We start from the raw sequence: 23,081 nt of genomic DNA, 5'->3' as shown, positions 1-23,081 counted from the left end.
AAGCGAGAAATCGCTCAGAGTCTACCTGCGCGGGTGTTGGGTAAGGGATTCCACCAGGCAGTGCGTCCGCAGAAATCCTTGCTGCGCCAGCAAAAAGGCGGCCACAAGGGCCGCCTTTCGGGTTTTCCGGTGCATGTACTTACAGCGCCTTGGACATCCGCTTGCGCTCGTGCGGGTCGAGGTAACGCTTGCGCAGGCGGACAGCGTTCGGGGTGACTTCCACCAATTCGTCGTCGTTGATGTAGGCGATGGCCTCCTCAAGCGAGAGCGACATCGGCGTGGTCAGGCGGACCGCTTCGTCCGTACCGGACGCGCGCACGTTCGTCAGCTTCTTGCCCTTGAGCGGGTTCACCTCAAGATCGTTGTCGCGGGAATGCTCGCCGATGATCATGCCGGTGTAGACCGGAGCCTGCGCGCCGATCATCATCTTGCCGCGCTCTTCGAGGTTCCACAGCGCATAGGCCACGGCCTCGCCGTTCTCCATGGAGATCAGCACGCCCTGACGGCGGCCCGGAATCGGGCCCTTGTGCGGGGTCCAGCCGTGGAAGACGCGGTTCAGCACGCCGGTGCCGCGGGTGTCCGTGAGGAATTCGCCGTGATAGCCGATGAGGCCGCGGGAGGGCACATGCGCGATGATGCGGGTCTTGCCTGCGCCTGCTGGGCGCATCTCGACCAGCTCGCCCTTGCGGTGACCGGTGATCTTCTCGATCACCGCGCCGGAGTATTCGTCATCGACGTCGATGGTGGCTTCCTCGACCGGCTCCATCATCTTGCCGTCGACTTCCTTCATGATGACCTGCGGGCGGGAGATCGACAGCTCGAACCCCTCGCGGCGCATGTTCTCGATGAGGACGCCCATCTGCAGTTCGCCCCGGCCGGAGACCTCGAATGCCTCGCCGCCCGGCGTGTCCTTGATCTTGATGGCGACGTTCGATTCCGCTTCCTTGTAGAGGCGGTCGCGGATGACGCGGGACTGCACCTTCTTGCCGTCACGGCCAGCGAGCGGGCTGTCGTTGATGCCGAAGGTGACGGTGATGGTGGGCGGGTCGATGGGCTGGGCTTCGAGCGGTTCGTCCACGGCCAGGGCGCAGATGGTGTCCGCCACGGTGGCTTTCGACATGCCTGCAAGGGAGACGATGTCACCGGCAACGGCTTCGTCGATGTCCTGCATGGAGAGGCCCCGGAAGGCCTGGATCTTCGTCACGCGGAACTGCTCGATCTTCTGGCCGATGCGGGAGAGGGCCTGCACCGTGGCGCCGACCTTGATTTTGCCGGTCTCGACACGGCCGGTCAGCAGACGGCCGACGAAGGGGTCGGCGCCGAGCGTGGTGGCCAGCATCCGGAAGTCGTCACCCTGCTTCTTGATCTGCTTGGGCGCGGGAACGTGGTCGATGATCAGCTTGAATAGCGCATCGAGGTTCTTGCGCGGGCCGTCGAGCTCGTTGTCGGCCCAGCCATTGCGGCCCGAGGCATACATGTGCGGGAAGTCGAGCTGGTCCTCGTCGGCGTCGAGCGAGGCGAAGAGGTCGAAGCACTCGTCGAGCGCCCGGTCCGGCTCCGCGTCGGGCTTGTCGACCTTGTTCAGCACCACGATGGGGCGCAGACCGAGGCGCAGCGCCTTCGACGTCACGAACTTGGTCTGCGGCATCGGGCCTTCGGCGGCGTCCACCAGCAGCACAACCCCGTCCACCATCGACAGGATGCGCTCCACCTCGCCGCCGAAATCGGCGTGGCCGGGGGTGTCGACGATGTTGATCCGGGTGTTCTTCCACTCGACCGACGTCGGCTTGGCAAAGATGGTGATGCCGCGCTCGCGTTCGAGATCATTGGAGTCCATGGCGCGTTCCGCCACGGCCTGGTTGGCGCGGAAGGCGCCGGATTGTTTCAGAAGTTCGTCAACCAGAGTGGTCTTGCCGTGGTCGACGTGCGCGATGATCGCGATGTTACGCAGGTCCATATGTCCGAATGTCCTTTGAGAGGCTTGCGCGCGCCCTACCGTGCTTGTGCAGAAAAGGCCAGAGGCGATGCGTCACACGGGTGAAAAGCCCGAGGTGCCATGACGCGGCGTCAGCGGTCTGAAACAATCCCCGGCGACAAATTGCCGATACGTGGCAGGGGTTTGCCGATCACGCATGTCTCCCGTCCCATGCCGGAGCCGTGATTGGAACTTTGTCCCGGGTTCACCCATTTCCCACCCAGACGGCGCGCAGCGGACCACAGAAGGCTGCGCGGAAGCCGTAAGTGAAAGACCAAGGAGCAGAGACATGAAAACCCTTATCACCCTCGCCACCGGCGTCTCCCTCATGACTGGCATGGCCATGGCCGGAAGCCTGGAAGATCCGGTCGTGGAGCCGGTCGCGACCACGCCTGTTGCCGTGGCCCCGGTCATGCCGTCGGGCGACTGGACTGGCCCCTATGCCGGTCTGAGCTTCGGCAAGCTCGACATGGAAGCGGGCGGCGTTCAGGACGATGGCACGGTCTACGGCCTGTTCGGCGGCTACGATTACGACTTCGGTCAGTTCGTCGCCGGTGCGGAACTCGAATACCAGGCCACCGACGATTTCGACCTGGGCGGCGTTGACGTGAACGACGTCTGGCGCCTGAAGGCGCGCGGCGGCTATGATGCCGGTCCTGCGCTGCTCTACGCGACTGCCGGCTATGCCTGGGCTGACACCGGCATCGGCGACGCCGAGGGCGCCGTCTATGGCGTCGGTATGGATTACAAGGTGACCGAGCGGTTCACCGTTGGTGCCGAATACCTGCGCCACGACTTCAACGATATCGGCTCTACCAATGTCGATGCCGAGGCGGATACCCTGTCGCTGCGCGGCGCGCTGCGCTTCTGATCCGCTCCAGAGCGGACGAGAGGCCCATCGGGAGTGATCCCGTTGGGCCTTTTTCGTGCCATCAATGGGTTGCGCTGCCGGAAAACAGGTGGATGACGAGGATACCGCCGAGGATCATGGCCATGCCGAGCAGGGCGGCGACGTCAAGCGTCTGGCCGAAGACCACGAACCCGATTGCGGCAATGAGCACGATCCCGACCCCCGACCAGATCGCATAGGCGATGCCGACAGGCATGACCTTCAACGTCTGCCCAAGCAGGTAGAAGGCCGTGGCATAGGCCACGACGACCACCAGAGAGGGCAGCGGCCGCGTGAATGACTGGCTGGCCTGCAGGGCGGTCGTGCCAATGGTTTCGGCCAACACGGCAAGAGCGAGGATGAGGTAGGGCATGAGGTCGTCCGTATCGGTCAAATTCGCGACAAATGCTGCCTGAAAACCGGGGCGGAAGACAGCCCAATCCGCAGGTGTCTTAACCGCAGGACAGGAAATGCCGCCTACTTTGTCGTCAACCCAACCCCGTGAGGAGACGACCATGAAATTCACCCTTTCCCTGACCGCCGCACTGGCCTTGACCGCCGGTCTTGCCCATGCGGGTGAGCCGAACCCGGCCATGCAGGCCTATCTCGGCAGCGAGATCATGCCTTGGGCGCATGATGCTGTCCTGATCGACGCAATCGCCGCCCAGAATGCCGTGACCCATGACTACGATGCCGCCCGGATCGAGGCGCTCGACCAGGCATGGCGTGCAGAGGTCGGTGCGGCCGCTACTCCGACGATCGACCCGGTCCTGCACAATGCCGCCTCGGATTTCCTGCGCGACCGTGTCATGGCCTCCGGCGGTGCCATCACCGAGGTGTTCATCATGGATGCCCACGGTCTCAACGTCGCGGCCTCCGGCGTGACATCCGACTACTGGCAGGGCGACGAGGACAAGTTCCAGCAGACCTACTCTGTCGGCCCGGATGCCGTCCACTTCAGCGAGATCGAGTTCGACGAGTCGAGCCAGAGCTTCCAGGCGCAGATTTCGATTCCGCTGAAGGACGCGTCCGGTGCGGTGATCGGTGCCATGACCGTCGGCGTCAACGCGGACATGCTGATGTAACCCGTGCGCTTCCGAAGCTGAAAGAAACAAAGAAAACAGGTGCGGACCCATGACGACCGAGCAGTCAACAACAAGCGCAAACGAAAAAATCGGCGGCAACGTACCCGCGCTCAAGTCGGTCTTTGTCCGCAGCGCCGCCATCATGGCCGTGACCACCATCGTGGTTGCGGGCGTGATGGCGATGCAATCCGCCAGGCTCGCCGACAGCCTCGCCCGCAGCGGGATCGTCGCCAGGGCGGCGGCGGCGGCGGACAATACGTCCGGAACGCTTGCCGCGCCCATGCGGTTCAAGGCCGCGGCGAAGATCGAGGAAGAGGTGCAGACCGCCTTCGCGGCCGGTGGAGAGGACATCGTGGGAATCCTCGTCGTCGACGCCGCCGGGAACATTGTGACCGAGGTCATGGGGGAGGGCGCCCCGGGTGAAACTCTCGCCGAGGTCGCGCGAAACGCCCTGAACGCGGACACCACCCTTGTCGAGGGCGACGGTCTGCTGACCGCCCGCGCAGTTCGTGCCGCCCCGGATCAGCCGCCTCTGGGTGTCGTGGCGTTTGCCTATTCCGACGCCCATGCCCTTGCCCTTGTGGCCGGCGACAAGCGCGCCATTGTTCTCTGGGCAGCCGGTATCTTCATCGGGATGATGGTTCTGACCATCGTGTTGCTCCGGCGCTTCCTCGGCCGGCCACTGAACGAGTTGAGCGATACCATCGCCGGGGTCGCGCGTGGCGACTATGACCGGGACGTGGGGCTTGCGACGCGGCAGGACGAGATCGGTCGTATCGCCCGGCATCTGGACAGTCTGATGGAGCGCCTGCGCGCTGCCCGCATGGCGGAAGCCGAACAAGTGCAGAAACTGGACGCCCAGGTCACCGTCGTGCGCCATCTTGGCGATGGATTGAACGCCTTGGCCGAGGGCATTCTGAATCACCAGATCGACGAGGTCTTTGCCGGGGAATACGAAGCGCTTCGACAGAATTACAACCGCGCGGTTCAGACCCTGCGCACCGCGATCGCCAATGTTTCTGAGAACGCCGGGAACATCCTGAGCAGTGCCAACGAGATTGCACGCGCATCGGATGACCTGTCACAGCGGACCGAGACCCAGGCCGCCACGCTGGAGGAAACCGCGGCGGCGCTCGAGCAGATGCTCGCGACGGTCCAGACCGCGGCAAGCCGGGCCAAGGATGTGAATGTGTCGGTGCGTACCGTGCGCGAAACCGCGCTCAGCAATGGCGAGGTCATGCAGGAGGCGGTTGGCGCCATGGGTGCCATCGAGAAGAGTTCGGAGAAGATCGTCGAGATCATCACCGTCATCGACGACATTGCCTTCCAGACCAACCTCCTCGCACTGAATGCCGGGGTGGAAGCCGCGCGGGCGGGCGAGTCCGGCAAGGGCTTCGCCGTCGTCGCCTCCGAGGTGCGCGGATTGGCGCAGCGTAGTGCCGAGGCCGCGAGGCAGATCAAGGATCTGATCGATGACTCCGCGGGTCGGGTCAAGGATGGCGTGGATCTGGTGCAACGGGCCGGGGTTGCCCTCGAAGATGTTGTCGGCCAGGTTGCCACCATTTCCGATCTCATGGCGGAGATTGCGGCGGGTGCAGGTGAACAGGCCGATGGTCTCAACGAGATCAACACCGGAGTGACCAACCTCGATCGCGTCACCCAGCAGAATGCCGCCATGGTCGAAGAAACCAGCGCCGCGGCGCATATGCTGCGCGAGGACGCCAACGAAATGAGCGCAGTGGTTGGCAAGTTCCGTGTCGGGACGGACGCAGACCGGGCGGTCGCCGTGAAGAAGGACGGCCCCGCCGCCACTCCGAAGAAGACCGCGCCCGGGCGCCTGATCGACGACGCGGCCTGACCCGCTTGCCGGATACGCCGCCCTTCCTGCCACGCGAGGAGGGCGGTTCCAGTCAGATCTCGGCCAATCTGGCTTCAATCAAACCGGGCAAGGCGGCGAAGTCGGAGAACACCGCCAGATGCGGCAGCGAGTCGGCCGGCGTCTTGCGATAGCCTTCTGTGAACAGCAGAAATGGCACCCCCGCGCGCTCCGCGGTTTCGGCATCGACCTCGCTGTCACCCACGTAGAGTGCCGGTCCATCCCCCAGGGCCGCCAGCGCCGCGTGCAACGGGGCCGGGTCCGGCTTGCGCTGTGGCAGCGTATTGCCCCCGATGACCGCATCGAAACAGTCGAGCGCCATCATCCGGAGAATGTCGCGGGCAGGCGCTTCAGGTTTGTTCGTGCAGACGGCGAGCCGGTGTCCGGCGCCGCGCAGGGCGTCGAGCGCCTCGGGAACGCCGGTAAAGGGCCGGGTCAACTGGCCGTTGATGGCATCGTAATGCCGCATCAGGCTTGCGGTGATTTCCTCGTGCCGGTTCTCCGGTATGCCGGTCGCGGCCATCACGAGCCCTGCCAGGTGCGGCAGACCATTGCCGATGAAGGAAACCACCGTCGCCTGGTCCAACTGTGCCAAACCCTGCTCGGCGAGCATGTTCGCAACGCCGAGGTGAATATCCGGCGCCGAATGGATCAGCGTCCCGTCGAGGTCGAAGACGATCCGCGCGTTCATGCCGCTTTCCACTTGATCGAACAGCCCATGGACGGGATCTGCTCCTTGGGTCCCTGTCCGGTTTCGGCCACCTGTGCCATAGCCTCGAAAAGGTCGCGGCGCACATCGCCGGGCGCCGCCTCCCGGCGCGACGCGTCGAGCCGCCCGCGGTACTGCAGACCGTCGTTGGCATCGAATCCGAAGAAATCCGGCGTACAGGCCGCGCCGTAGGCGCGCGCCACATCCTGGGTCCGGTCGTGCAGATAAGGGAAAGGAAAATCGTGGGTTTCCGCCAGACGCACCATGTTTTCGAAACTGTCTGCCGGATGGCTGACCGGGTCGTTGGAGCAAATGGCGGCCACACCGATGCCGCGCGACTGAAGCGCCCGCGCGTCGCGCAGCATGCGGTCCAGCACGGCGAGCACGTAGGGGCAGTGGTTGCACATGAAGATCACGAGCGTGCCTTTCGGCCCCCGGACATCATCGAGACTCAGGATCCTGCCGTCGGTGGCGGGCAGGGAAAACCCCGGCGCAGGCCATCCGAATGTGCAGACAGGGGGCGTTGTGGCCATGTGGTCCTCCCGGGAAGCGGTGCGAGTGCCGGTCGACGGATCGCCGGTTCAGTCTTGCCGCAGACGGAAGGATTGTCCACCAATCCGAGGCGTAAACCGCCTGTCCTGCGACGATCTCGCACGCGTGCGGCGCGGCCTGCCGCTCTTGGCCCGATTGTGTCCGACAGCATCGACCCGTGCAGTGGCAACTTGATAGATAGGCTGCGCGGGTAACCGGCAAGTTGCTTTCGATTCGCGGTCGAGATTGTGTTTCGTGGATACTGTCCATTAAACCTTTGGCGCTAGAGGTGTTCGGTGATGTGCAGGAAGGATCGGCCATGAAACTGGGATTCGTCTCCGACAGTCTTGGAGCGTTGAGTTTCGAGGATATGCTGGATCACGCGGCGCGGCTGGGCGTCAGCGGGGTCGAGATGAACACCGGCGGCTGGTCCACGGCGCCGCACCTGGACCGCGCGGAGTTGCTTGGCAGTTCGGAGGCGCGGGCGCGGTTCACCGGCGCGTTCCGGGCGCGCAATCTCGAGATCGTCGCACTCAATGCCAACGGCAACCCGCTGCATCCCAAGGACCGGAGCCAGGCGGATTGCCTCGTCGAGACCATCCGGCTTGCCGGCGCACTCGGGATCAAGACCGTCTGCACGATGTCGGGACTGCCCGCCGGTTCGCCGACGGACGAGATGCCCAACTGGGTCGTGTCGAGTTGGCCCCCGGAGACCCGGGACATCCTGCGATATCAGTGGGAGGACGTGCTGTTCCCGTTTTGGACGGGTATTGCCGCGCTGGCGCGGGAAAACGGTGTCGAGCGGATCGCGCTGGAGTTGCACGGCAACCAGTGTGTGTACAATGTGCCCTCCCTCATGCAACTGCGCGAGGCCATCGGTCCGGTGGTCGGCGCGAACCTGGACCCGTCCCACCTGTTCTGGATGGGTGCCGACCCGTTGCAAGCGGTGGAGGCATTGGGTGAGGCCCTGTACCATGTGCACGCCAAGGATACTTTGCTGAACGCGCCGGTCCAGGCGGTGACATCGCTGTTGGAGAGCGGCTCGCTCATGGATATTCCCGCGAGATCATGGAGCTACGTGACGCTCGGTTTTGGTCACGGCGAGGAATGGTGGCGGCAGTTCTGCTACCGGCTGCGCATGGCGGGATACGATGGGTGGCTCAGCATCGAACATGAGGATGTGATCCTCAATTCCCTGGAAGGACTTCAGAAGTCGGTTGCCTTGTTGAAGGCTGTGATGCCTGTGGCGCCCTCCGATTTCATGCCGCAGGAAATCTAGCCGAGTTCGAGGGTCGCCGTCGCATAGAAGTCGCGCCGCGGCACGTCCGGCGCGGCCGGGCGGTACATGCGTGCGGTTTCGAAGACCGGGGTGAACCCCATGATCCGAAGCCGGGCGGTCAGGGGTGCGGCGCTGTCCGGGACGTCGATGTAGACCTCTCCGCCGGGAAAACCGAAAGGGATGGCGTTCAGCAAGGCGTCGGCGCTTGCGGCGTCATGCGCCAGAAAAGGTCCGATCTTCACGCCGGACCGGCAGAGACGGAAGGTGGCGAAGCCCTTGCCGTCCGGAAGGAGAACGGTCTGCCGCGTGGCGGTGTTCTGCAGCCATGCCTCGGCGAAGCGCCGGCGATCGAATCCGCAGGCCATCCGGTCCAGAACACAGAGATCCGGCAGGTCTTCGGGCGAGGACAGCCTTGCATCCGATCCGGAGATGTGCGGCAGAGATCCTTGATACCGAACGGTTTTTCCAGCCAGGACGAAACCCGACTTGCGATAGTTCGCCTGCTGCTGCGGCACCCCGTCGAGCCCGACACATCGCGATCCGGCGTGCTCGAGCGCAGCGGTCCAGACCTCCAGCCCGTGTCCTTGGCCGCGGGCCTGCGGCGCGGCGATATAGAGGCCGAGGAAGGCGAAGTCCGGTGTGTGGTTCACCACACAGACGGCGGCGACCGGGCGGCCCGCGACTTCCTTTACGAAAAATCCGTCGGGGTCGGCAGCGTGGAACGCGGCGGCATCGTCCAGACCCGGGTTCCAGCGTTCGGCGGCGGCCCAGTCGAGCATTGTCTCCACCGCGTCGAGGGACAGGCGCCGGACCGTCATGGTTGCAAAGCCTCGCGCAGGGACAGCGGCGCCTCGGTCTGGGTGCGCAGGTCGAGCGCGGTGTGCAGATCGACGAGGTGCGAACGCATGAGCTCTTCCGCGCCGCTCCCGTCATGGTCGCAGATTGCGCGGATCAGCGCATGATGGGCGTGGCTTTCGCACAGGGCGCTCTCGCGGCGCCAGTACAGCGCGATGATCAGGGACGAGCGCGCGATCAGCGTCTCGATGAATTCCGCGATGGTGGTCTGCCCCGCAATCCTGGCGATCTCGATGTGAAACAGGCCCGACAGGCGCAGCGCGCGGCCCCGGTCCCGGGCGTGGATCGCGGCGTGCTCCGCCTCGATATGCGCGCGGAGGTTCTCGATGTCCTTCGGCGTGGCATTGAGGGCGGCGTTCCGGGCGGTGCGTGGCTCCAGCAACTCGCGCGCTTCGAAGACTTCGTGGGCCTCGATCGGCGAAGGCTGCGCGACGAAGGCGCCGCGATTGCGGCGGATGTCGACCAACTGGATGTGGGACAGGCTCTGCAGGGCGGCGCGCACGATGGTGCGGGACACGCCGTAGATCTCCGCGAGATCGTCCTCGCCCAGTTTGGTGCCCGGAGCGAGGCGATGCTCGTGAATGGCCAGCGTCAGCGCGTTGGCAACGATCTCGCTGGAGGCGGAAGGTTTCATACCAGTCACTTCATACAGTTCGTCGGGCCGCCTGGCCCTCGGAATCAGCATTGGCAGAGGGGGGGCGAGGCGGCAACCCCTGCGGGTGCGTACATCATTGCCGGTCAAATTGTATACAATACTTCGAGCGAATTTTACACAAACGGGTCCATGACTGCATAAAGTTTGACCATTTTTGTGCACGCCCCTGTTCCAGACGACGGCTTTTGTTGGCGTGACGCGACAAGACGCTGCTCGGATAGCGGAAAGTTACGGAGTGGGCGATGACAGCGGACGCGACCAAACAGGATCTCGAACTGGTTTCGGTGACCAAGCGCTACGGCGATGCGCTGGCCGTCGATGCGATCAACCACCATTTCAAGCATGCATCCTATACCTGCCTGCTCGGGCCGTCCGGCTGCGGGAAATCGTCGACGCTGCGGATGATCGCGGGCCATGAGAGCGTCAGCGACGGCGCGATCCTGCTTGCCGGTCGGGACATCTCCAGGCTGCCACCGGCGAAGCGGGGCACGGCGATGATGTTCCAGAGCTATGCGCTGTTCCCGCATCTGAGTGTGCTCGACAATGTGGCCTTCAGCCAGAAGATGGCCGGAGTCGATGCTCCGACGCGGCGGAAGAAGGCGGCGGAGATGCTCGAACTGGTGGACCTTGGCAACCTCGCCGACCGTCTGCCGGACCAGCTGTCGGGCGGGCAACAGCAGCGGGTTGCTTTGGCGCGGGCGCTGATTACACGGCCTCAGGTGCTGCTCCTCGATGAGCCTCTGTCGGCGCTCGATCCGTTCCTGCGCATCCGGATGCGGGCGGAGCTGAAGAAACTGCAACGCGAACTGGGCATCAGCTTCATCCACGTCACCCACGGCCAAGACGAGGCGCTGGCGCTGGCGGATGATGTGGTGGTGATGAACAACGCGCTGATCGAACAGGCCGGACCGGCGCGTGAGGTCTTCAATGCACCAAAAACGGCGTTTGTTGCACGATTCATGGGTGGTCACAATGTTCTGGCCTTGCAGGACGGGCATTTCGCCATTCGCTCCGATGCGCTGAATATCGGCGCACCGGGGCAGGGTCGGCAGGACGCCACCGTCACGGGCGTCGAGTACCAGGGCACCCATGTGAGCGTCGCTGCGCGGATCGCCGGCGATCAGGAGGTCATCGTGCTGATGCCCGATGCCCGCTTCTTCGACAATCCAACCAACCCGGGCGAGACGGTCGGTCTGATCTGGGAAGACACACAGCTACACCGACTGACAGCCTGACACCCATCGGGGGCGCATTCGAAAAAGCCCCGGACAAAGCCAACATGGAGAGACAGACAATGACCAGGATTTCCCGACGCAATGTGCTCAAGGGTGGCGCCGCCTTCGCCGCGGGCAGCACCCTCGGCGCCCCGATGATCTGGGCGCAGAACATCAAGGACGTGACCCTGCGCCAGTTCGGCACAGGCGTGTCGAACCTCAACGAGGTGGCGCAGAAAGTGAAGGAAGATCTTGGCTTCACGCTCGAGATGACCGCGCTCGACTCCGACAGCGTGACGCAGCGCGCCGCGACCCAGCCGGACAGCTTCGACATCGCCGACATCGAATACTGGATCTGCAAGAAGGTCTGGCCGACCGGCAACCTGCAGCCGATGGATACCTCGAAGATCAAGAACTACGACAAGATCGTCGGCATCTTCCGCAACGGTAAGCTGACCCCGGAGAGCGTGATCGCCCAGGGCACCGCGCCGCATACCGTGGGCTTCACCTCCGGTCCCGACGGCAAGGATTTCGTGCAGGAAGAGTCCGGCTGGATGACCCTGATCCCGACGATCTACAACGCCGACACGCTGGGCATCCGTCCCGACCTGATCGGCCGTCCGATCAAGAACTGGTCGGAGCTTCTGAACCCCGAGTTCAAGGGCAAGGCGTCGATTCTCGACATTTCTTCCATTGGTATCATGGACATGGCCATGGTCGTGGAATCCATGGGCGAGTACAAATACCCCGACAAGGGCAACATGACCCGGGAAGAGATCGACCTGACCATGGCGATCTTCACCGAGGCCAAGAAGAACGGCCAGTTCCGCGCCTTCTGGAAGTCGTTCGACGAAAGCGTGAACCTGATGGCCTCCGGCGAGGTCGTGATCCAGTCGATGTGGTCGCCGGCGATCACGGCGGTGAAGTCCAAGGGCATTCCTTGCGTCTACCAGCCGCTGGAAGAGGGCTACCGCTCCTGGGGTGGCGGCATCGGCCTGTCGAAGTCGCTCACCGGTCTCGAGCGCGACGCGGCCTATGAGTACATCAACTGGTATCTGGACGGCTGGGTCGGCGGGTTCCTGATGCGTCAGGGCTACTACTCGGCGGTGCCGGAAACCTCCAAGGCCTATATGTCCGAAAACGAGTGGGGCTACTGGTTCGAGGGCAAGGAAGCCACCGACACCATCACCAACCCCTTTGGCGACGCCATGGCACAGGCCGGCGAGGTGCGCGACGGCGGATCGTTCTACGATCGCATGGGCTCGGTTGCCTGCTGGAACGCGGTCATGGACGAGAACCAGTACATGGTCCGCAAGTGGAACGAGTTCATCGCCTCGTGATGACGTCCGGGCGGGGGGCCATGCCCCCCGTTTTCGGGTATTTTTGCCAAGAAGAAGGGAAGGCGGCGTGCAACTGAACCGTCACGTGACCGGTTGGCTGATGGTTTCGCCGCTGATGGCGATCCTGCTGGCCTTTCTTGTCCTGCCGATCGTCATGATCGTGATCGTGAGTTTCTGGCAGGCGACGGAATTCTCCATAATTCCGGCCTTCGATTTCGAGAATTACGAATTCCTCTTCGGCTCGCCGGTGACGTACAAGGTGTTTCTCAACACCTTCAAATACGCGGCGATCACCTGGGCGTTCACCTTGGCCATCGGGTTTACCGTGGCCTATTTCCTGGCTTTTCACGTGCGCAGCCTGACCTGGCAGATCGCGTTGTTCCTGCTGTGCACGATCCCGTTCTGGACCTCGAACATCATCCGGATGATTTCGTGGATTCCCTTTCTTGGCCGCAACGGGATCGCCAATTCGGCGCTGATCTCCTGGGGCGTGATCGACGAGCCGGTGGAGTGGCTTTTGTTCAGCGATTTCGCGGTGATCCTCGCCTTCGTGCATCTTTACACGCTGTTCATGGTGGTGCCGATCTTCAACACCATGATGCGGATCGACAAATCCCTGATCGAGGCGGCGCGGGATGCGGGGGCGAACGGCGTGCAGATCCTCTGGAACGTCATCATTCCGCTGACCAAGCCCGGCATCATGATCGGCACGATTTTCGTGGTCACGCTGGTGATGGGCGATTTCATCACCGTGCGCTTCATGTCCGGCAGCCAGTCCGCCAACGTCGGGCGGCTGATCTCCAATGACATCGCGCTGCTTGCCTATCCGTCGGCTTCGGCGACGGCGGTGGTGCTGCTGTGCACGGTGCTGATCGTGATCGGCATCCTGTTGCGCTTTGTCGACATCCGGAAGGAGCTGTGAGCCATGGCGAGCCTTGACCGCAGGCGCAACGCAGTCCCGGGCCCGACCCGGGACCTCATCGCAAGCCAAGCCCTGAAGGAGCTTTGATCCATGGAGCCGCGTCCGCGTTCGTTCTATATCCTTGCCGCATTCTTTGGCCTGTTCCTGCTGTTCCTTTACGGCCCGACGCTCACAATCGGTATTCTAAGTTTTCAGGGGCCGCAGGGCGGGCTGACCTTCCCGATGAACGGCGTCTCGCTGCACTGGTTCCGTGACCTCTTCGAGCAGCAGGCGGTGGGCGACATCTGGGGCAGCTTCCGCCGCTCGCTCGCGCTTGGCCTCATGGTCATGGTGACGACGGTGGTGGTCTCCGTCATGGGCGGTCTGGCGTTTCGCAAGCGGTTCAGCGGGTCTTCGGTGGTGTTTTACCTGATCATCACGTCGTTGGTGATCCCCTCGATCCTGATCTCCCTCGGCGTCGGGCTGATCTTCTCGCAGAGCGGCCTGCCGGTGCACTGGGCGACCTCGGGCTTCGGGGCGCAGCTGACCTGGACGCTGCCCTTTGGCCTGCTGATCATGTTCGCGGTCTTCAACCGCTTCGACAAAAGCTATGAGGAGGCGGCGCGGGATCTTGGCGCGACCAACTGGCAGACGCTGCGCCATGTGGTGATCCCGATCATCGCGCCCTCGCTGATCGGGGTGGCCCTGTTCGGCTTTACCCTCAGCTACGATGAATTCGCCCGCACGCTGCTCACCGCCGGGAGCTACAACACGTTGCCGCTGGAGATTTTCGGTATGACGACGAACGTCACCTCGCCGGTGCTCTACGCGCTCGGCACGCTGACGACGCTGTTCTCGCTGGTGCTGATCGGGGTTTTCCTCGCCATCGCCTTCCTCAGCGCACGGCGCAAGGCGAAGGCGGGGTCGGACAAGGGCAAGGGGCTGGTATGATCGTCCTGATCAACCCCAACAGCACCGTCGCCATGACCGAGAGCATGCTGCGGGTGGCGCGGCAGGTGGCGCCGGGCGTGCGCATCGAGGGCATGACGAACCACGGCGGGCCGCCCGCGATCCAGGGGGCGGCAGATGGCGATCTGGCCGTGCCGCCGATGCTGGACTGCGTGAAGGCGGCGGCGGCGGAGGGCGCGCAGGCCATCATCATCGGCTGTTTCGACGACACCGGGCTCGAGGAAGCGCGGGCGCTGGTGGACTGTCCCGTGCTCGGCATCGGGCAGGCGGCTTACCTGACGGCGATTGCCGTGGGCGGGCGGTTTTCGGTTGTGACGACGCTCTCGGTGTCGCTGCCGGTGCTGGAGGGCAACGTCCGGCGCTATGGCCTCGGGGCCTATCTGGCAAAGATGCGGGCCAGCGAGGTGCCGGTCCTGGCGCTGGAGGAGGACCCGGAAGCGGCGACGCAGAAGGTGCTGGCCGAAGTGCGGCGGGCGGAGGCCGAGGACGACATACGCAGCGTGGTTCTGGGCTGTGGCGGCATGGTCGACATCGCTGCACGGGCCGGGCAGGGCACGCAGGTGCGCATGATCGACGGCGTCCGCGCGGCGGTGGCCATGGCGGCGGCGCTCTGACCCCTTATCAAACACGCGGCGCGGGCCTATATTCGCGGTATGAGACAGATCGCGCCCTCGATTTTCGCCCTGTGCCTGTTCGCCGCGCCTGCAACCGCGCAGGAGGAGGACGGCGGCAGTCTGATGGAACAGGGCATGAAGCTGTTCATGCGCGGGCTGATGACCGAGCTGGAACCGGCGCTGAAGGACCTCGACGACATGGCGGGCGAGCTGCGCCCGATGATGAAGGACTTCGCCCAGGAAATGGGGCCGGCGTTGCGCGACCTTATGGGTCAGGTTCAGGACTGGTCCAGCTACCACCCGCCGGAGATGCTGCCGAACGGCGACATCATCATGCGCAAGAAGACCCCGGACGAGATGCGCAAGCCAGACGAAGACGCGGGCCGGGGCGAAGAGATCGAGCTCTGACGCGCCTCAGTCGTGATCCGGCTCTTCTTCGATCACTTCGAAGTCCACGGTTTCCGCCCCGAGCGACTCGCCCAGCGATTTCAGCCGCGATTCCGTCACCTCGCCAAACAGGGCTGAGGTGTCCGGTGACAGGTGCAGGCACAGGCGCTTTGTCCAGTTGTCCCAGCTCAGCCGCGCCTTGTCCTGTCCCGGATCGGTCATCCAGAGCATGGCGCCGAGCCGCATGGCCTTGCCCAGAACTTCCGCTTCGGTCTGCTTGGCTTCGGTCAGCAGGCCGTACATGCTTTCGAAATGCGTGCCCTCGCGCTTGTTGCGATAACGGTGCAGCAGTGCGAGACCGAGATAGATGCGCTCGGAATGCTTGAGCCCGCCGAGATTGGCCCGGGTCGAATTGTCGAAGCAGACTTCGGCGCGATAATCGGGATGCGCGCGCCAGCTGACGTCATGCAGCAGGCAAGCAGCGCGGATGATCCGCTGGCGGGCCGCGTCGGCGTCGGGAAAGAGCGGCGAGACGAAGCGGTAGAGACGGGCGCCGAAGCCGGGCAGGCGGGCGTCCTTGGCCTCGATGGCCCGGCAGGCCTCGATCAGCGGATCGCGCTCGCGGATTTCCTGCGACATCTGTTCGTAGAGCAGGCCTTCGCGGATGCCGTAGCTGGAAATCGCGATGTCCTTGGGCTGGAAGGTCTTGATGAGCCGGGCGAGCACCTCGGCCGCAAAGGGGACAAGCTCCATCCGGGCGGAGGAAATCGAGCAGGCCTTGCGCAGGTCCTCGAGATCGGCCTGCGCGATGAAGGCCAGCGTGTCGGAGACGGTCTGCACGTCCATGCGGTATTCGTGCAGGACGTGGAGCGGATAGCCGCGGCGTTCCATGTCGATCCGGGCGATGGCGCGCCAGCTGCCTCCGACGAGGAAGAGGCGGTCGTTCTGCGCCCCCATGAACTCCGCCAGATCCTTGATGATGCCCTTGATATAGGCCTTGCGGGCGTCCGCGCCCCCGGCCATGTCCTTGAATTTCAGGGGGCCCAGCGGCGAGGTAATGCATTTTCCGACCTTGCCGTCGTCGATTTCCGCCAGTTCCATGGAGGAGCCACCAATATCGCAGACGAGGCCATAGGCGCCGGGCCAGCCGAGCAGCACGCCCTGCGCCGAAAGCCGCGCCTCCTCCTCGCCGTCGATGACATGGACCTTGAGACCGGTGGCCTTCTCCAGCTCTTTCTGGAACGCGGGGCCGTCCTCCGCCTCGCGCATGGCGGCGGTGGCGACGACCGACAGTTCGGGCAGTTCCATGCCATCGGCCAGCAGGCGGAATCGCTTCATCGCCGCAAGACAGCGTTTCTTGCCTTCGGGATTGAGACGGCCGCTCTCGGCCATGCCCGCGCCGAGGCCGCACATCACCTTTTCATTGTAGAAATACGCCGGGCTGCGAGCCGCGCCGTCGAACACCACGAGGCGGACGGAGTTGGAGCCGATGTCGACAACGCCGACCCGTTTGAGATGCTCGGCGCTGGGATCGTCGAAGATCGGCCTGCCGAACGGGCCCCACTCGGGATGGTCCGTGTCGTAGTTTGCGTTCATGGTCGACCTCCGCCTCGCACGGGTCCGGAATGGCCCAAAGCACGGGGCAGGGGCAAGAGGGTAAAGTCACTGTAAAAGTTGACCTTACGTCACTCTTGGTCGGACCGCACCGCGAAACCAGTGGCGCGGACAGGCGCAAGTCACGAAAAAGGCCGGGGAAATTCCCCGGCCCTTGGTGTTTTTCACGCGTGGTGGATCAGCCCAGCAGGGCTTTGACCTTGGACGCGACATTTTCGGCGGTGATGCCGAATTTCTCGTAGAGGGTCTCTGCCGGGGCCGAGGCGCCGAAGCTGTCCATGCCGACGAAATCCGCTTTCTGTTCGCGGCCACGCTCGCCCAGCAGCCAGCGGTCCCAGCCCTGCCGGACCGCCGCTTCGACGCCGACGCGGACCGGACCGGCGGGCAGCACCCGGCGGCGGTAGCTTTCGTCCTGCGCCGCGAACAGCTCCATGCAGGGCATGGAGACGACGCGGGTGCCGATGCCCTCGGCCTGCAGTGCATCGCGGGCGGCGAGGGCGATTTCCACCTCGGAGCCGGTGGCGATGATGATCGCCTGCCGTTTGCCTTCCGCCTCGGCGAGCACATAGGCGCCCTTCTCCGACAGGTTCGAAGTCTTGTGCTCGGTGCGCACGGTCGGCAGGTTCTGGCGCGTCAGCGACAGCACGGACGGCGTCGCGGTCTGGTTCAGCGCAATTTCCCAGGCTTCGGCGGTCTCCACCGCGTCGGCGGGGCGGAACACCAGGGTGTTCGGCGTCGCGCGGCTGATCGCCAGATGCTCGACCGGCTGGTGCGTCGGGCCGTCCTCGCCCAGACCGATGGAATCATGGGTCATCACGAAGATGGTCGGCGTGTGCATCAGCGCGGCGAGGCGCATCGCCGGGCGGGCGTAGTCTGTGAAGGCCATGAAGGTGCCGCCGTAGGGACGCACGCCGCCATGCAGGCTCATACCGTTCATCGCCGCCGCCATGCCGTGCTCGCGGATGCCCCAGTAGACGTAGCGGCCCTTGCGGTTGTCCACGTCGAACTTGCCCATGTCGCCGGTCAGCGTGTTGTTGGAGCCGGTGAGGTCGGCGGAGCCGCCAATGGTTTCGGGCATGATCGGGTTGATCACTTCCAGCGCCATTTCCGAGGCCTTGCGGGTCGCGACGCTCGGCTTGCTCTCCGACAGCTGCTTCTTCAGCGCCTTGACGGTGGCGGACAGCTTCTTCGGCGCCTGGCCGGTCATCACGCGCTCGAACTCGGCTTGACGCTGGCTGCTCTGCTCACCGAGGCGGGCTTCCCATCCCGCGCGATCCGCCGCGCCCCGCGAACCGGTGGCGCGCCACCAGTCGAGCACCTCTTTCGGCGTCTCGAACGGACCCGAGGCCCAGCCCCAGTTCTCCTTGGCCGCGGTGTTCTGATCGGCGTTGGTCAACGCGCCGTGACCCTTGGAGGTGTCCTGCGCCGCGTGGCCAAGTGCGATGTGGGTCTTGCAGGCGATCATCGACGGGGCATTCGCTTTCTTCGCCGCGACGATGGCCGCGTCGATGGCCGCCGGGTCATGGCCGTCGATTTCCTGAACGTGCCAGCCGGACGCCTTGAAGCGGGCGACCTGGTCGGTCTTGTCCGAGAGGGAGACCTTGCCGTCGATGGTGATGTCGTTGTTGTCCCAGAAGACGATGAGCTTGCTGAGACCATAGCGCCCGGCAAGGCCGATGGCTTCCTGGCTCACGCCTTCCATCAGGCAGCCATCGCCGGCGATGACATAGGTGTAGTGATCCACCAGCTTCTTGCCGAAGCGGGCGCGGAGCATTTCCTCCGCCATGGCGAAACCGACCGAGTTGGAGATGCCCTGGCCGAGCGGGCCGGTGGTGGTCTCGACAGCCTTCAGAAGGAAGTTCTCCGGGTGACCGGCGGTCTTCGCGCCCCACTGACGGAAGTTTTTCACCTCGTCCAGCGTCACTTCGGGATCGCCCGAGAGATAGAGCAGGGCATAGATCAGCATGGAGCCATGACCAGCGGACAGGATGAAGCGGTCACGGTCGTGCCAGTCGGGGCGGGCCGCGTCGTATTTCAAATGGTTGCCAAAAAGCACGGTGGCGACATCGGCCATGCCGATGGGTGCGCCGGAATGGCCGGAATTGGCCGCCGCGACGGCATCGAGGGCGAGGGCTCTGATGGCCGTGGCGCGCATCCAGTGATCGGGATTGCTGCTGCGAAGCTGTTGAATGTCCACGTGTGTTGTCCTTACGGGCTGCAGTGACGGAAATTGAGCGGCTGGGACGCTCAATAGCAGCGTGGCGGCGAAGTTCAAGCAAAGCGGGAACCGGGCGGCGCGGATAACATGAAGAGCGGCGGCCAAGCACTTGAAAGACAAGGGGGCGCAATTTTTGCGTGCTCTTGCTAAACTGCGGGGCAAAGGTCCGGAGGCGATTCGCAGAACGCCTCGCACAGGATCGTCCGAGGGTTCATTGAGGGGAGCGGAATGGCTCAGATAGACGAGTTGCAGGCGCGGATCACCCGTGCGCTGGATCGCATCGGGACAGGATTGGATCGGTGGGAGCCCGGCGCGGTGGCCGCCGAACTGGCCGCCATGCGGGCGCAGACCGAGAAGTCGATGACCGAGGCAGAAGAGCTTCGGGCAGAGATGCTGGAGATGCGGGCCGCCATGGAAGCCATGCCGGAGCCCGAGCCTGTACCGGAGCCGGAGCCTGCCGCCCCGGCCGCAGACCCCGAGGAACTGGCGCAGCTGCGCGAGGCGCTGGAGGACGAGAAGCTGGCCAACGCCCAGCTGGAGGAACGTCTGCGAACCCTGGGCGAGCGGCAGGACAACGAGACCGCGACGCTGCGCGAGCAACTGGCGGCGGGCCGCGAGGCGCTGAGCCAGCTCGACGGCGAACTGCAGGGGCTACGGGCCGCGAACGAGGCGCTGACGGCAACGGTGGCCGCGCTGCGCGAGGCCAATGCCGGGGCGCTGGCCAACCCGGCGCTGATCAACGAGGCGATGGCTGTCGAACTGGGTGCGCTCCGCGCCGCGCGGAGTGCCGAGGCGGCGGAAGCGCGGGCGGTGCTGGAGGCTCTGACGCCGCTACTGGGCGGCGCGGGTGCGCAGACGGCAGCAGAACAGGAGAGCGTGTGATGTCCGTACAGATCGAAGTCCCGATCCATATTGGCGGCCGCACCTTCGAAGTCGCCTGCCAGAAGGGAGAGGAACAATTCCTGCTCTCCGCCGCTGGTCTTCTCGATTCGGAGGCGCAGGTGCTGGTCCAGCAGATCGGGCGCATGCCGGAAGCCCGCATGCTGCTGATGGCGGGCCTGATGCTGGCGGACAAGACCGCCGGGCTGGAGGAGCGGCTGCGCGAGGCGGAGGACCGCATGATCGCCCTGCAAGGCGAAATCGACCGTCTGCGCAGCGCGCCGCCGCCGGAACCGGAACGGGTCGAAGTGCCGGTGATCCCGGATGACGTGACCGACGGACTGGCGGAGATCGCGGCCCGGATCGAGTCGCTGGCGGACACGGTTGACGAAAAGCTGAAGGTCGGCTGAAGCGTGGGGCGGGCCGGGTGATGCCCGCCGCGCAAGTTCACGCCCGGCGGCGCAGGAACTTGAGCCCCGACCAGTCCTGATCGACCGCGCAAACCTTCACATCCACCCAGCCGGTTGGCAGCAGCACGTCGCGCAGCCCGTCTTCGGTCAGGTCGATGAACAGGGGTGAGGATTTCTTGGGCCAGGAGACCCAGAACATCCCGCCGTCCCGAACGAAGGTCAGCGCCTCTGGTGCCCCGGTTTGCAGCGCGGCACGGTTGGCGCAGAACAGGTGAACGAAGTCTGCGGACCCAGGAGGGTCGATCCAATCGACCCCTTCCAAGCCCGCCAGAAGGTCCGGGTAATGCGCCGGGGCATTCAGCGCGAGGCTGCGCATTCCGGGTTTCAGGCCGAGTTTTCCGAACAGCGGCTTTCCCGAATAGCCATGGAGCGACGTGTTCTTCACCCCGGTCTCCGTGTGGTGCCGGGGGCGCGGGCCAGTTTGGTCCGCCCCCGGCGCAGGATCAGGCGTTGGCTTCGCGGATCTTTTCCGCAGCCGCCTTGTCGTAGGAGACGCCGCTTTGCTCGAACAGCGTGTCGAGTTCTCCCGAAAGGGTCATCTCGGTGATGATGTCGCAGCCGCCGACGAACTCGCCCTTGACGTAGAGTTGCGGGATGGTCGGCCAGTCGGAGTATTCCTTGATCCCCTGCCGGATGGCGTCGTCTTCGAGGACGTTCACGTCCTTGAAGTCCACCGCCATGTAGTTCAGCACACCCGCCACGCGGCTGGAAAAACCGCATTGGGGCATGGACTTGGTGCCTTTCATGTACAGCACCACGTCATTGGCTTTGACCGTTTCGTCGATCAGCGTCTTTGCGTCGCTCATTTTCTGGCGTCCTTCGGTATGAAGAGTTTGGCGTAGTCCTGCGGGTCGCGCGGCACGGTCCAGGTCTGGGAATGTCCGCCGCCGACCCCGGAGTGATAGTCGGAAGTCAGTTCGTGATGTCCGGTGCCGGGCTCGCTGCCCCGGCTGCCGGGGACACGGCGCTGGTTGACCACCGCCAGTACCGTCGCCACGAGGGCGATCAGCGCCAGCAGGATAAGGATCAGCACCACCGGGTCCATGTCAGTCCGGCGCCCGGGTCGTAAGGGCGAGGGCGTGCAGCTCGGCCCCGGCGCCATCCATCTTGCCCTTCAGGGCGGCATAGACGGCCCGCTGCTGCTGCACCCGGTTCATGCCGCGAAAGCTCTCGTCGACGACCATGGCCGACATGTGCACGCCGTCATCGCCGCCGACCTGGATCTCGGCATCCGGAAAGGTCTCGCGCAGGAGTTTCTCGATTTCGTGGCGCTCCATCGGCATGCCTTGGGTCTCCGTGGTGGTTCAGATGTCACTGACCCAACAGGTAGTGCGCGGCGCGCCGGGGTGCAAGCGTATCCCGCCGAGACAGGGCCGGGCGGAGCGCTCTGCCCAATCCCGAAGCGCCGGATCAGCGGCGCGAGGAGCGGACGTTGCGCAGGCCCTTGACGCGGATCTCGCGGATGCCGGTCAGGTCCTGGTCCGTCAGGAACAGCGCGGCGGTGTAGGTGCGCGACAGTTCGGTGCCGACGCGGCGCTGCAATTGCAGGGCGCGGAATTCGTAGGTCAGTGTATCCGCATCGCTTTCGGCGTCGACCTTCACGAGACGCAGCTCGAACGGGCCCTGCCGGTCGGTGATGCCCGTGGCTTCGATGATGGCGCCGCCGGGGCGGCGGTTGATCACCAGCTCCGTGACCTCGCCGATCAGCGAGCCTCGGTAGACCTCGGGGCCATTGTCACGGAAGATGGACACACGGCGGCGCGGGATCAGCGGGTTGACCGCGCCTTCGGCGGCGACCGGCTGCGACGTGCTGCGGCCGAACCAGTTGAACGGGTTGAAGCGCGAGTCGCGGATGCTGCCGCAACTGGTCAGGACCAGAGCGGAAAGAACCAGAACCGAAAGAGATCTCTTCATGCGAATGCCGCCCATAAACCTGCCTTTGACCTGAGTTAACCGAAATGCATCCGCTTGAAAAGACGGCAGGGCGTCTGTGGTCTGGACCTTTCACCTGCTGTTGCATAACTCCAGTGTCAAAGGAGACAGGCGCATGGCACAGGCTGCATTCGAAGAGGTGGTCGAGGATTTCGAGTTTCTCGAGGACTGGGAAGACCGCTATCGCATGGTGATCGAACTCGGCAAGGCGATGGAGCCGCTGCCGGAGGCGCTCAAGGTGCCCGCGACCAAGGTAGACGGCTGCGCCAGCCAGGTCTGGCTGCATCCGCAGATCGAGGGCGGGGTCTACCACTTTCAGGGGGAAAGCGACGCGATGATCGTGCGCGGGCTGATTGCCTTGCTGCACCGCCTTTATGATGGCCTGCCGGTGGGTGAGGTCATGCGAGTGGATGCGCGGACGGAGCTTGGCCGCCTCGGGCTGCACGACCACCTGTCGGCTCAGCGCTCCAACGGGCTGCGGGCGATGATCGAGCGCATCCGGGAGCAGGCGGCCGCGGCGGTCTGAGACTCCGCCGCGCAGTCCCGGTGCCCGGTGCCGGATGCCTTCGGCGGGAGTATGTGCCGAAGAGAAGAAACAGGGGACACGGCGCATCCCACGGGCGTGGCTTCCTGCCTTTCTTCTCTTTGAAAATACTCCGGGGAGCGCGAGGGGCTGGCCCCTCGCTTGT

At 64.5% G+C, this 23,081-nt stretch carries 26 protein-coding genes; 13 read left to right on the top strand and 13 right to left on the bottom strand.

Translation table 11 applies throughout. The features are described 5' to 3' along the window. Positions 1–139: 139 nt before the first annotated feature. On the bottom strand, positions 140–1,957 hold the full coding sequence (gene typA, locus ACP159_RS03835; protein ID WP_425098316.1) for a translational GTPase TypA: 1,818 nt from the start codon (positions 1,955–1,957) through the stop codon (positions 140–142). Between the two features lie 307 nt (positions 1,958–2,264). On the opposite strand from typA, the gene ACP159_RS03830 reads away from it, so the two are divergent. Further along, a complete protein-coding gene (locus tag ACP159_RS03830; RefSeq protein WP_425098315.1) occupies positions 2,265–2,846 on the top strand; it encodes an outer membrane protein in 582 nt (193 codons plus the stop codon). Positions 2,847–2,907: 61 nt separating this feature from the next. Here ACP159_RS03830 and ACP159_RS03825 read toward each other — a convergent pair whose 3' ends face one another. After that, a complete protein-coding gene (locus tag ACP159_RS03825) occupies positions 2,908–3,237 on the bottom strand; it encodes an SMR family transporter (RefSeq protein WP_425098314.1) in 330 nt (109 codons plus the stop codon). Positions 3,238–3,379: 142 nt separating this feature from the next. On the opposite strand from ACP159_RS03825, the gene ACP159_RS03820 reads away from it, so the two are divergent. Together ACP159_RS03820 and ACP159_RS03815 are read left to right on the top strand one after the other, a co-directional pair. Beyond that, the gene (locus tag ACP159_RS03820; protein ID WP_425098313.1) at positions 3,380–3,949 is read left to right on the top strand and encodes a PDC sensor domain-containing protein; all 570 of its coding nucleotides are present in this window, start codon (positions 3,380–3,382) and stop codon (positions 3,947–3,949) included. A 49-nt stretch (positions 3,950–3,998) separates the two neighbouring features. Continuing rightward, positions 3,999–5,807 (top strand): methyl-accepting chemotaxis protein, encoded by a 1,809-nt coding sequence (locus tag ACP159_RS03815; protein ID WP_425098312.1) that lies wholly within the window; start codon positions 3,999–4,001, stop codon positions 5,805–5,807. Between the two features lie 52 nt (positions 5,808–5,859). On the opposite strand, the gene gph is transcribed toward ACP159_RS03815, so the two are convergent. After that, a complete protein-coding gene (gene gph, locus ACP159_RS03810) occupies positions 5,860–6,516 on the bottom strand; it encodes a phosphoglycolate phosphatase (protein ID WP_425098311.1) in 657 nt (218 codons plus the stop codon). Next, positions 6,513–7,067 carry a thioredoxin family protein gene (locus ACP159_RS03805; RefSeq protein ID WP_425098310.1) on the bottom strand — a complete coding sequence of 185 codons (555 nt, stop codon included), beginning with the start codon at positions 7,065–7,067 and terminating at the stop codon, positions 6,513–6,515. The genes gph and ACP159_RS03805 overlap by 4 nt, the downstream gene beginning before the upstream one ends. A gap of 317 nt (positions 7,068–7,384) precedes the next feature. Here ACP159_RS03805 and ACP159_RS03800 point away from each other — a divergent pair, with 317 nt between their 5' ends. Further along, positions 7,385–8,344, top strand: coding sequence for a sugar phosphate isomerase/epimerase family protein (locus ACP159_RS03800; RefSeq protein ID WP_425098309.1), 960 nt, complete (start codon positions 7,385–7,387; stop codon positions 8,342–8,344). On the opposite strand, the gene ACP159_RS03795 is transcribed toward ACP159_RS03800, so the two are convergent. Both ACP159_RS03795 and ACP159_RS03790 read right to left on the bottom strand, forming a co-directional pair. Beyond that, positions 8,341–9,162, bottom strand: coding sequence for a GNAT family N-acetyltransferase (locus tag ACP159_RS03795; RefSeq protein ID WP_425098308.1), 822 nt, complete (start codon positions 9,160–9,162; stop codon positions 8,341–8,343). The genes ACP159_RS03800 and ACP159_RS03795 overlap by 4 nt on opposite strands. Then, entirely contained in the window at positions 9,159–9,833 is a 675-nt protein-coding gene (locus ACP159_RS03790; protein ID WP_425098307.1) for a GntR family transcriptional regulator, read from the bottom strand. Before ACP159_RS03790 ends, ACP159_RS03795 begins: the two co-directional genes overlap by 4 nt. 263 nt (positions 9,834–10,096) lie before the next feature. Between ACP159_RS03790 and ACP159_RS03785 the strand changes: the two genes are divergently transcribed. From ACP159_RS03785 to ACP159_RS03760, 6 genes are all read left to right on the top strand, one after another. Continuing rightward, positions 10,097–11,089, top strand: a complete 993-nt coding sequence (locus ACP159_RS03785; protein WP_425098306.1) for an ABC transporter ATP-binding protein — start codon at positions 10,097–10,099, stop codon at positions 11,087–11,089. Between the two features lie 59 nt (positions 11,090–11,148). Further along, a complete protein-coding gene (locus tag ACP159_RS03780; RefSeq protein WP_425098305.1) occupies positions 11,149–12,408 on the top strand; it encodes an ABC transporter substrate-binding protein in 1,260 nt (419 codons plus the stop codon). A gap of 100 nt (positions 12,409–12,508) precedes the next feature. Continuing rightward, positions 12,509–13,330: an ABC transporter permease gene (locus ACP159_RS03775; RefSeq protein WP_425098675.1), complete on the top strand. Its 822-nt coding sequence runs from the start codon at positions 12,509–12,511 to the stop codon at positions 13,328–13,330. Between the two features lie 90 nt (positions 13,331–13,420). Beyond that, positions 13,421–14,260 (top strand): ABC transporter permease, encoded by an 840-nt coding sequence (locus ACP159_RS03770; RefSeq protein ID WP_425098304.1) that lies wholly within the window; start codon positions 13,421–13,423, stop codon positions 14,258–14,260. Continuing rightward, on the top strand, positions 14,257–14,892 hold the full coding sequence (locus ACP159_RS03765; RefSeq protein WP_425098303.1) for an aspartate/glutamate racemase family protein: 636 nt from the start codon (positions 14,257–14,259) through the stop codon (positions 14,890–14,892). The genes ACP159_RS03770 and ACP159_RS03765 overlap by 4 nt, the downstream gene beginning before the upstream one ends. 39 nt (positions 14,893–14,931) lie before the next feature. Next, a complete protein-coding gene (locus ACP159_RS03760) occupies positions 14,932–15,300 on the top strand; it encodes a hypothetical protein (RefSeq protein ID WP_425098302.1) in 369 nt (122 codons plus the stop codon). Between the two features lie 6 nt (positions 15,301–15,306). Here ACP159_RS03760 and ACP159_RS03755 read toward each other — a convergent pair whose 3' ends face one another. Both ACP159_RS03755 and tkt read right to left on the bottom strand, forming a co-directional pair. Continuing rightward, on the bottom strand, positions 15,307–16,875 hold the full coding sequence (locus tag ACP159_RS03755) for a Ppx/GppA family phosphatase (RefSeq protein ID WP_425098301.1): 1,569 nt from the start codon (positions 16,873–16,875) through the stop codon (positions 15,307–15,309). A gap of 196 nt (positions 16,876–17,071) precedes the next feature. Beyond that, the gene (gene tkt, locus ACP159_RS03750; RefSeq protein ID WP_425098674.1) at positions 17,072–19,048 is read right to left on the bottom strand and encodes a transketolase; all 1,977 of its coding nucleotides are present in this window, start codon (positions 19,046–19,048) and stop codon (positions 17,072–17,074) included. 291 nt (positions 19,049–19,339) lie between these two features. On the opposite strand from tkt, the gene ACP159_RS03745 reads away from it, so the two are divergent. Together ACP159_RS03745 and ACP159_RS03740 are read left to right on the top strand one after the other, a co-directional pair. Next, the gene (locus tag ACP159_RS03745) at positions 19,340–19,993 is read left to right on the top strand and encodes a hypothetical protein (RefSeq protein ID WP_425098300.1); all 654 of its coding nucleotides are present in this window, start codon (positions 19,340–19,342) and stop codon (positions 19,991–19,993) included. Next, on the top strand, positions 19,993–20,400 hold the full coding sequence (locus ACP159_RS03740; RefSeq protein WP_425098299.1) for a cell division protein ZapA: 408 nt from the start codon (positions 19,993–19,995) through the stop codon (positions 20,398–20,400). Before ACP159_RS03745 ends, ACP159_RS03740 begins: the two co-directional genes overlap by 1 nt. A gap of 37 nt (positions 20,401–20,437) precedes the next feature. On the opposite strand, the gene ACP159_RS03735 is transcribed toward ACP159_RS03740, so the two are convergent. The 5 genes from ACP159_RS03735 to ACP159_RS03715 all read right to left on the bottom strand — a co-directional run bounded on the left by ACP159_RS03735 (position 20,438) and on the right by ACP159_RS03715 (position 22,374). Next, positions 20,438–20,845, bottom strand: coding sequence for a hypothetical protein (locus ACP159_RS03735; protein WP_425098298.1), 408 nt, complete (start codon positions 20,843–20,845; stop codon positions 20,438–20,440). 58 nt (positions 20,846–20,903) lie between these two features. Next, positions 20,904–21,266, bottom strand: a complete 363-nt coding sequence (gene grxD / locus ACP159_RS03730; RefSeq protein ID WP_425098297.1) for a Grx4 family monothiol glutaredoxin — start codon at positions 21,264–21,266, stop codon at positions 20,904–20,906. After that, on the bottom strand, positions 21,263–21,493 hold the full coding sequence (locus tag ACP159_RS03725) for a hypothetical protein (RefSeq protein WP_425098296.1): 231 nt from the start codon (positions 21,491–21,493) through the stop codon (positions 21,263–21,265). The genes grxD and ACP159_RS03725 overlap by 4 nt, the downstream gene beginning before the upstream one ends. Before the next feature lie 13 nt (positions 21,494–21,506). After that, positions 21,507–21,743, bottom strand: coding sequence for a BolA/IbaG family iron-sulfur metabolism protein (locus tag ACP159_RS03720; RefSeq protein WP_425098295.1), 237 nt, complete (start codon positions 21,741–21,743; stop codon positions 21,507–21,509). 127 nt (positions 21,744–21,870) lie between these two features. Continuing rightward, entirely contained in the window at positions 21,871–22,374 is a 504-nt protein-coding gene (locus tag ACP159_RS03715) for a hypothetical protein (RefSeq protein WP_425098294.1), read from the bottom strand. A 133-nt stretch (positions 22,375–22,507) separates the two neighbouring features. On the opposite strand from ACP159_RS03715, the gene ACP159_RS03710 reads away from it, so the two are divergent. Further along, the gene (locus ACP159_RS03710; RefSeq protein WP_425098293.1) at positions 22,508–22,918 is read left to right on the top strand and encodes a SufE family protein; all 411 of its coding nucleotides are present in this window, start codon (positions 22,508–22,510) and stop codon (positions 22,916–22,918) included. Positions 22,919–23,081 lie beyond the last annotated feature (163 nt).

It is taken from the genome of Tropicibacter sp. S64 (assembly GCF_049803835.1).
Taxonomy (GTDB): Bacteria; Pseudomonadota; Alphaproteobacteria; order Rhodobacterales; family Rhodobacteraceae; genus Pacificoceanicola.
This window is presented reverse-complemented; position numbering and strand designations above follow the sequence as displayed.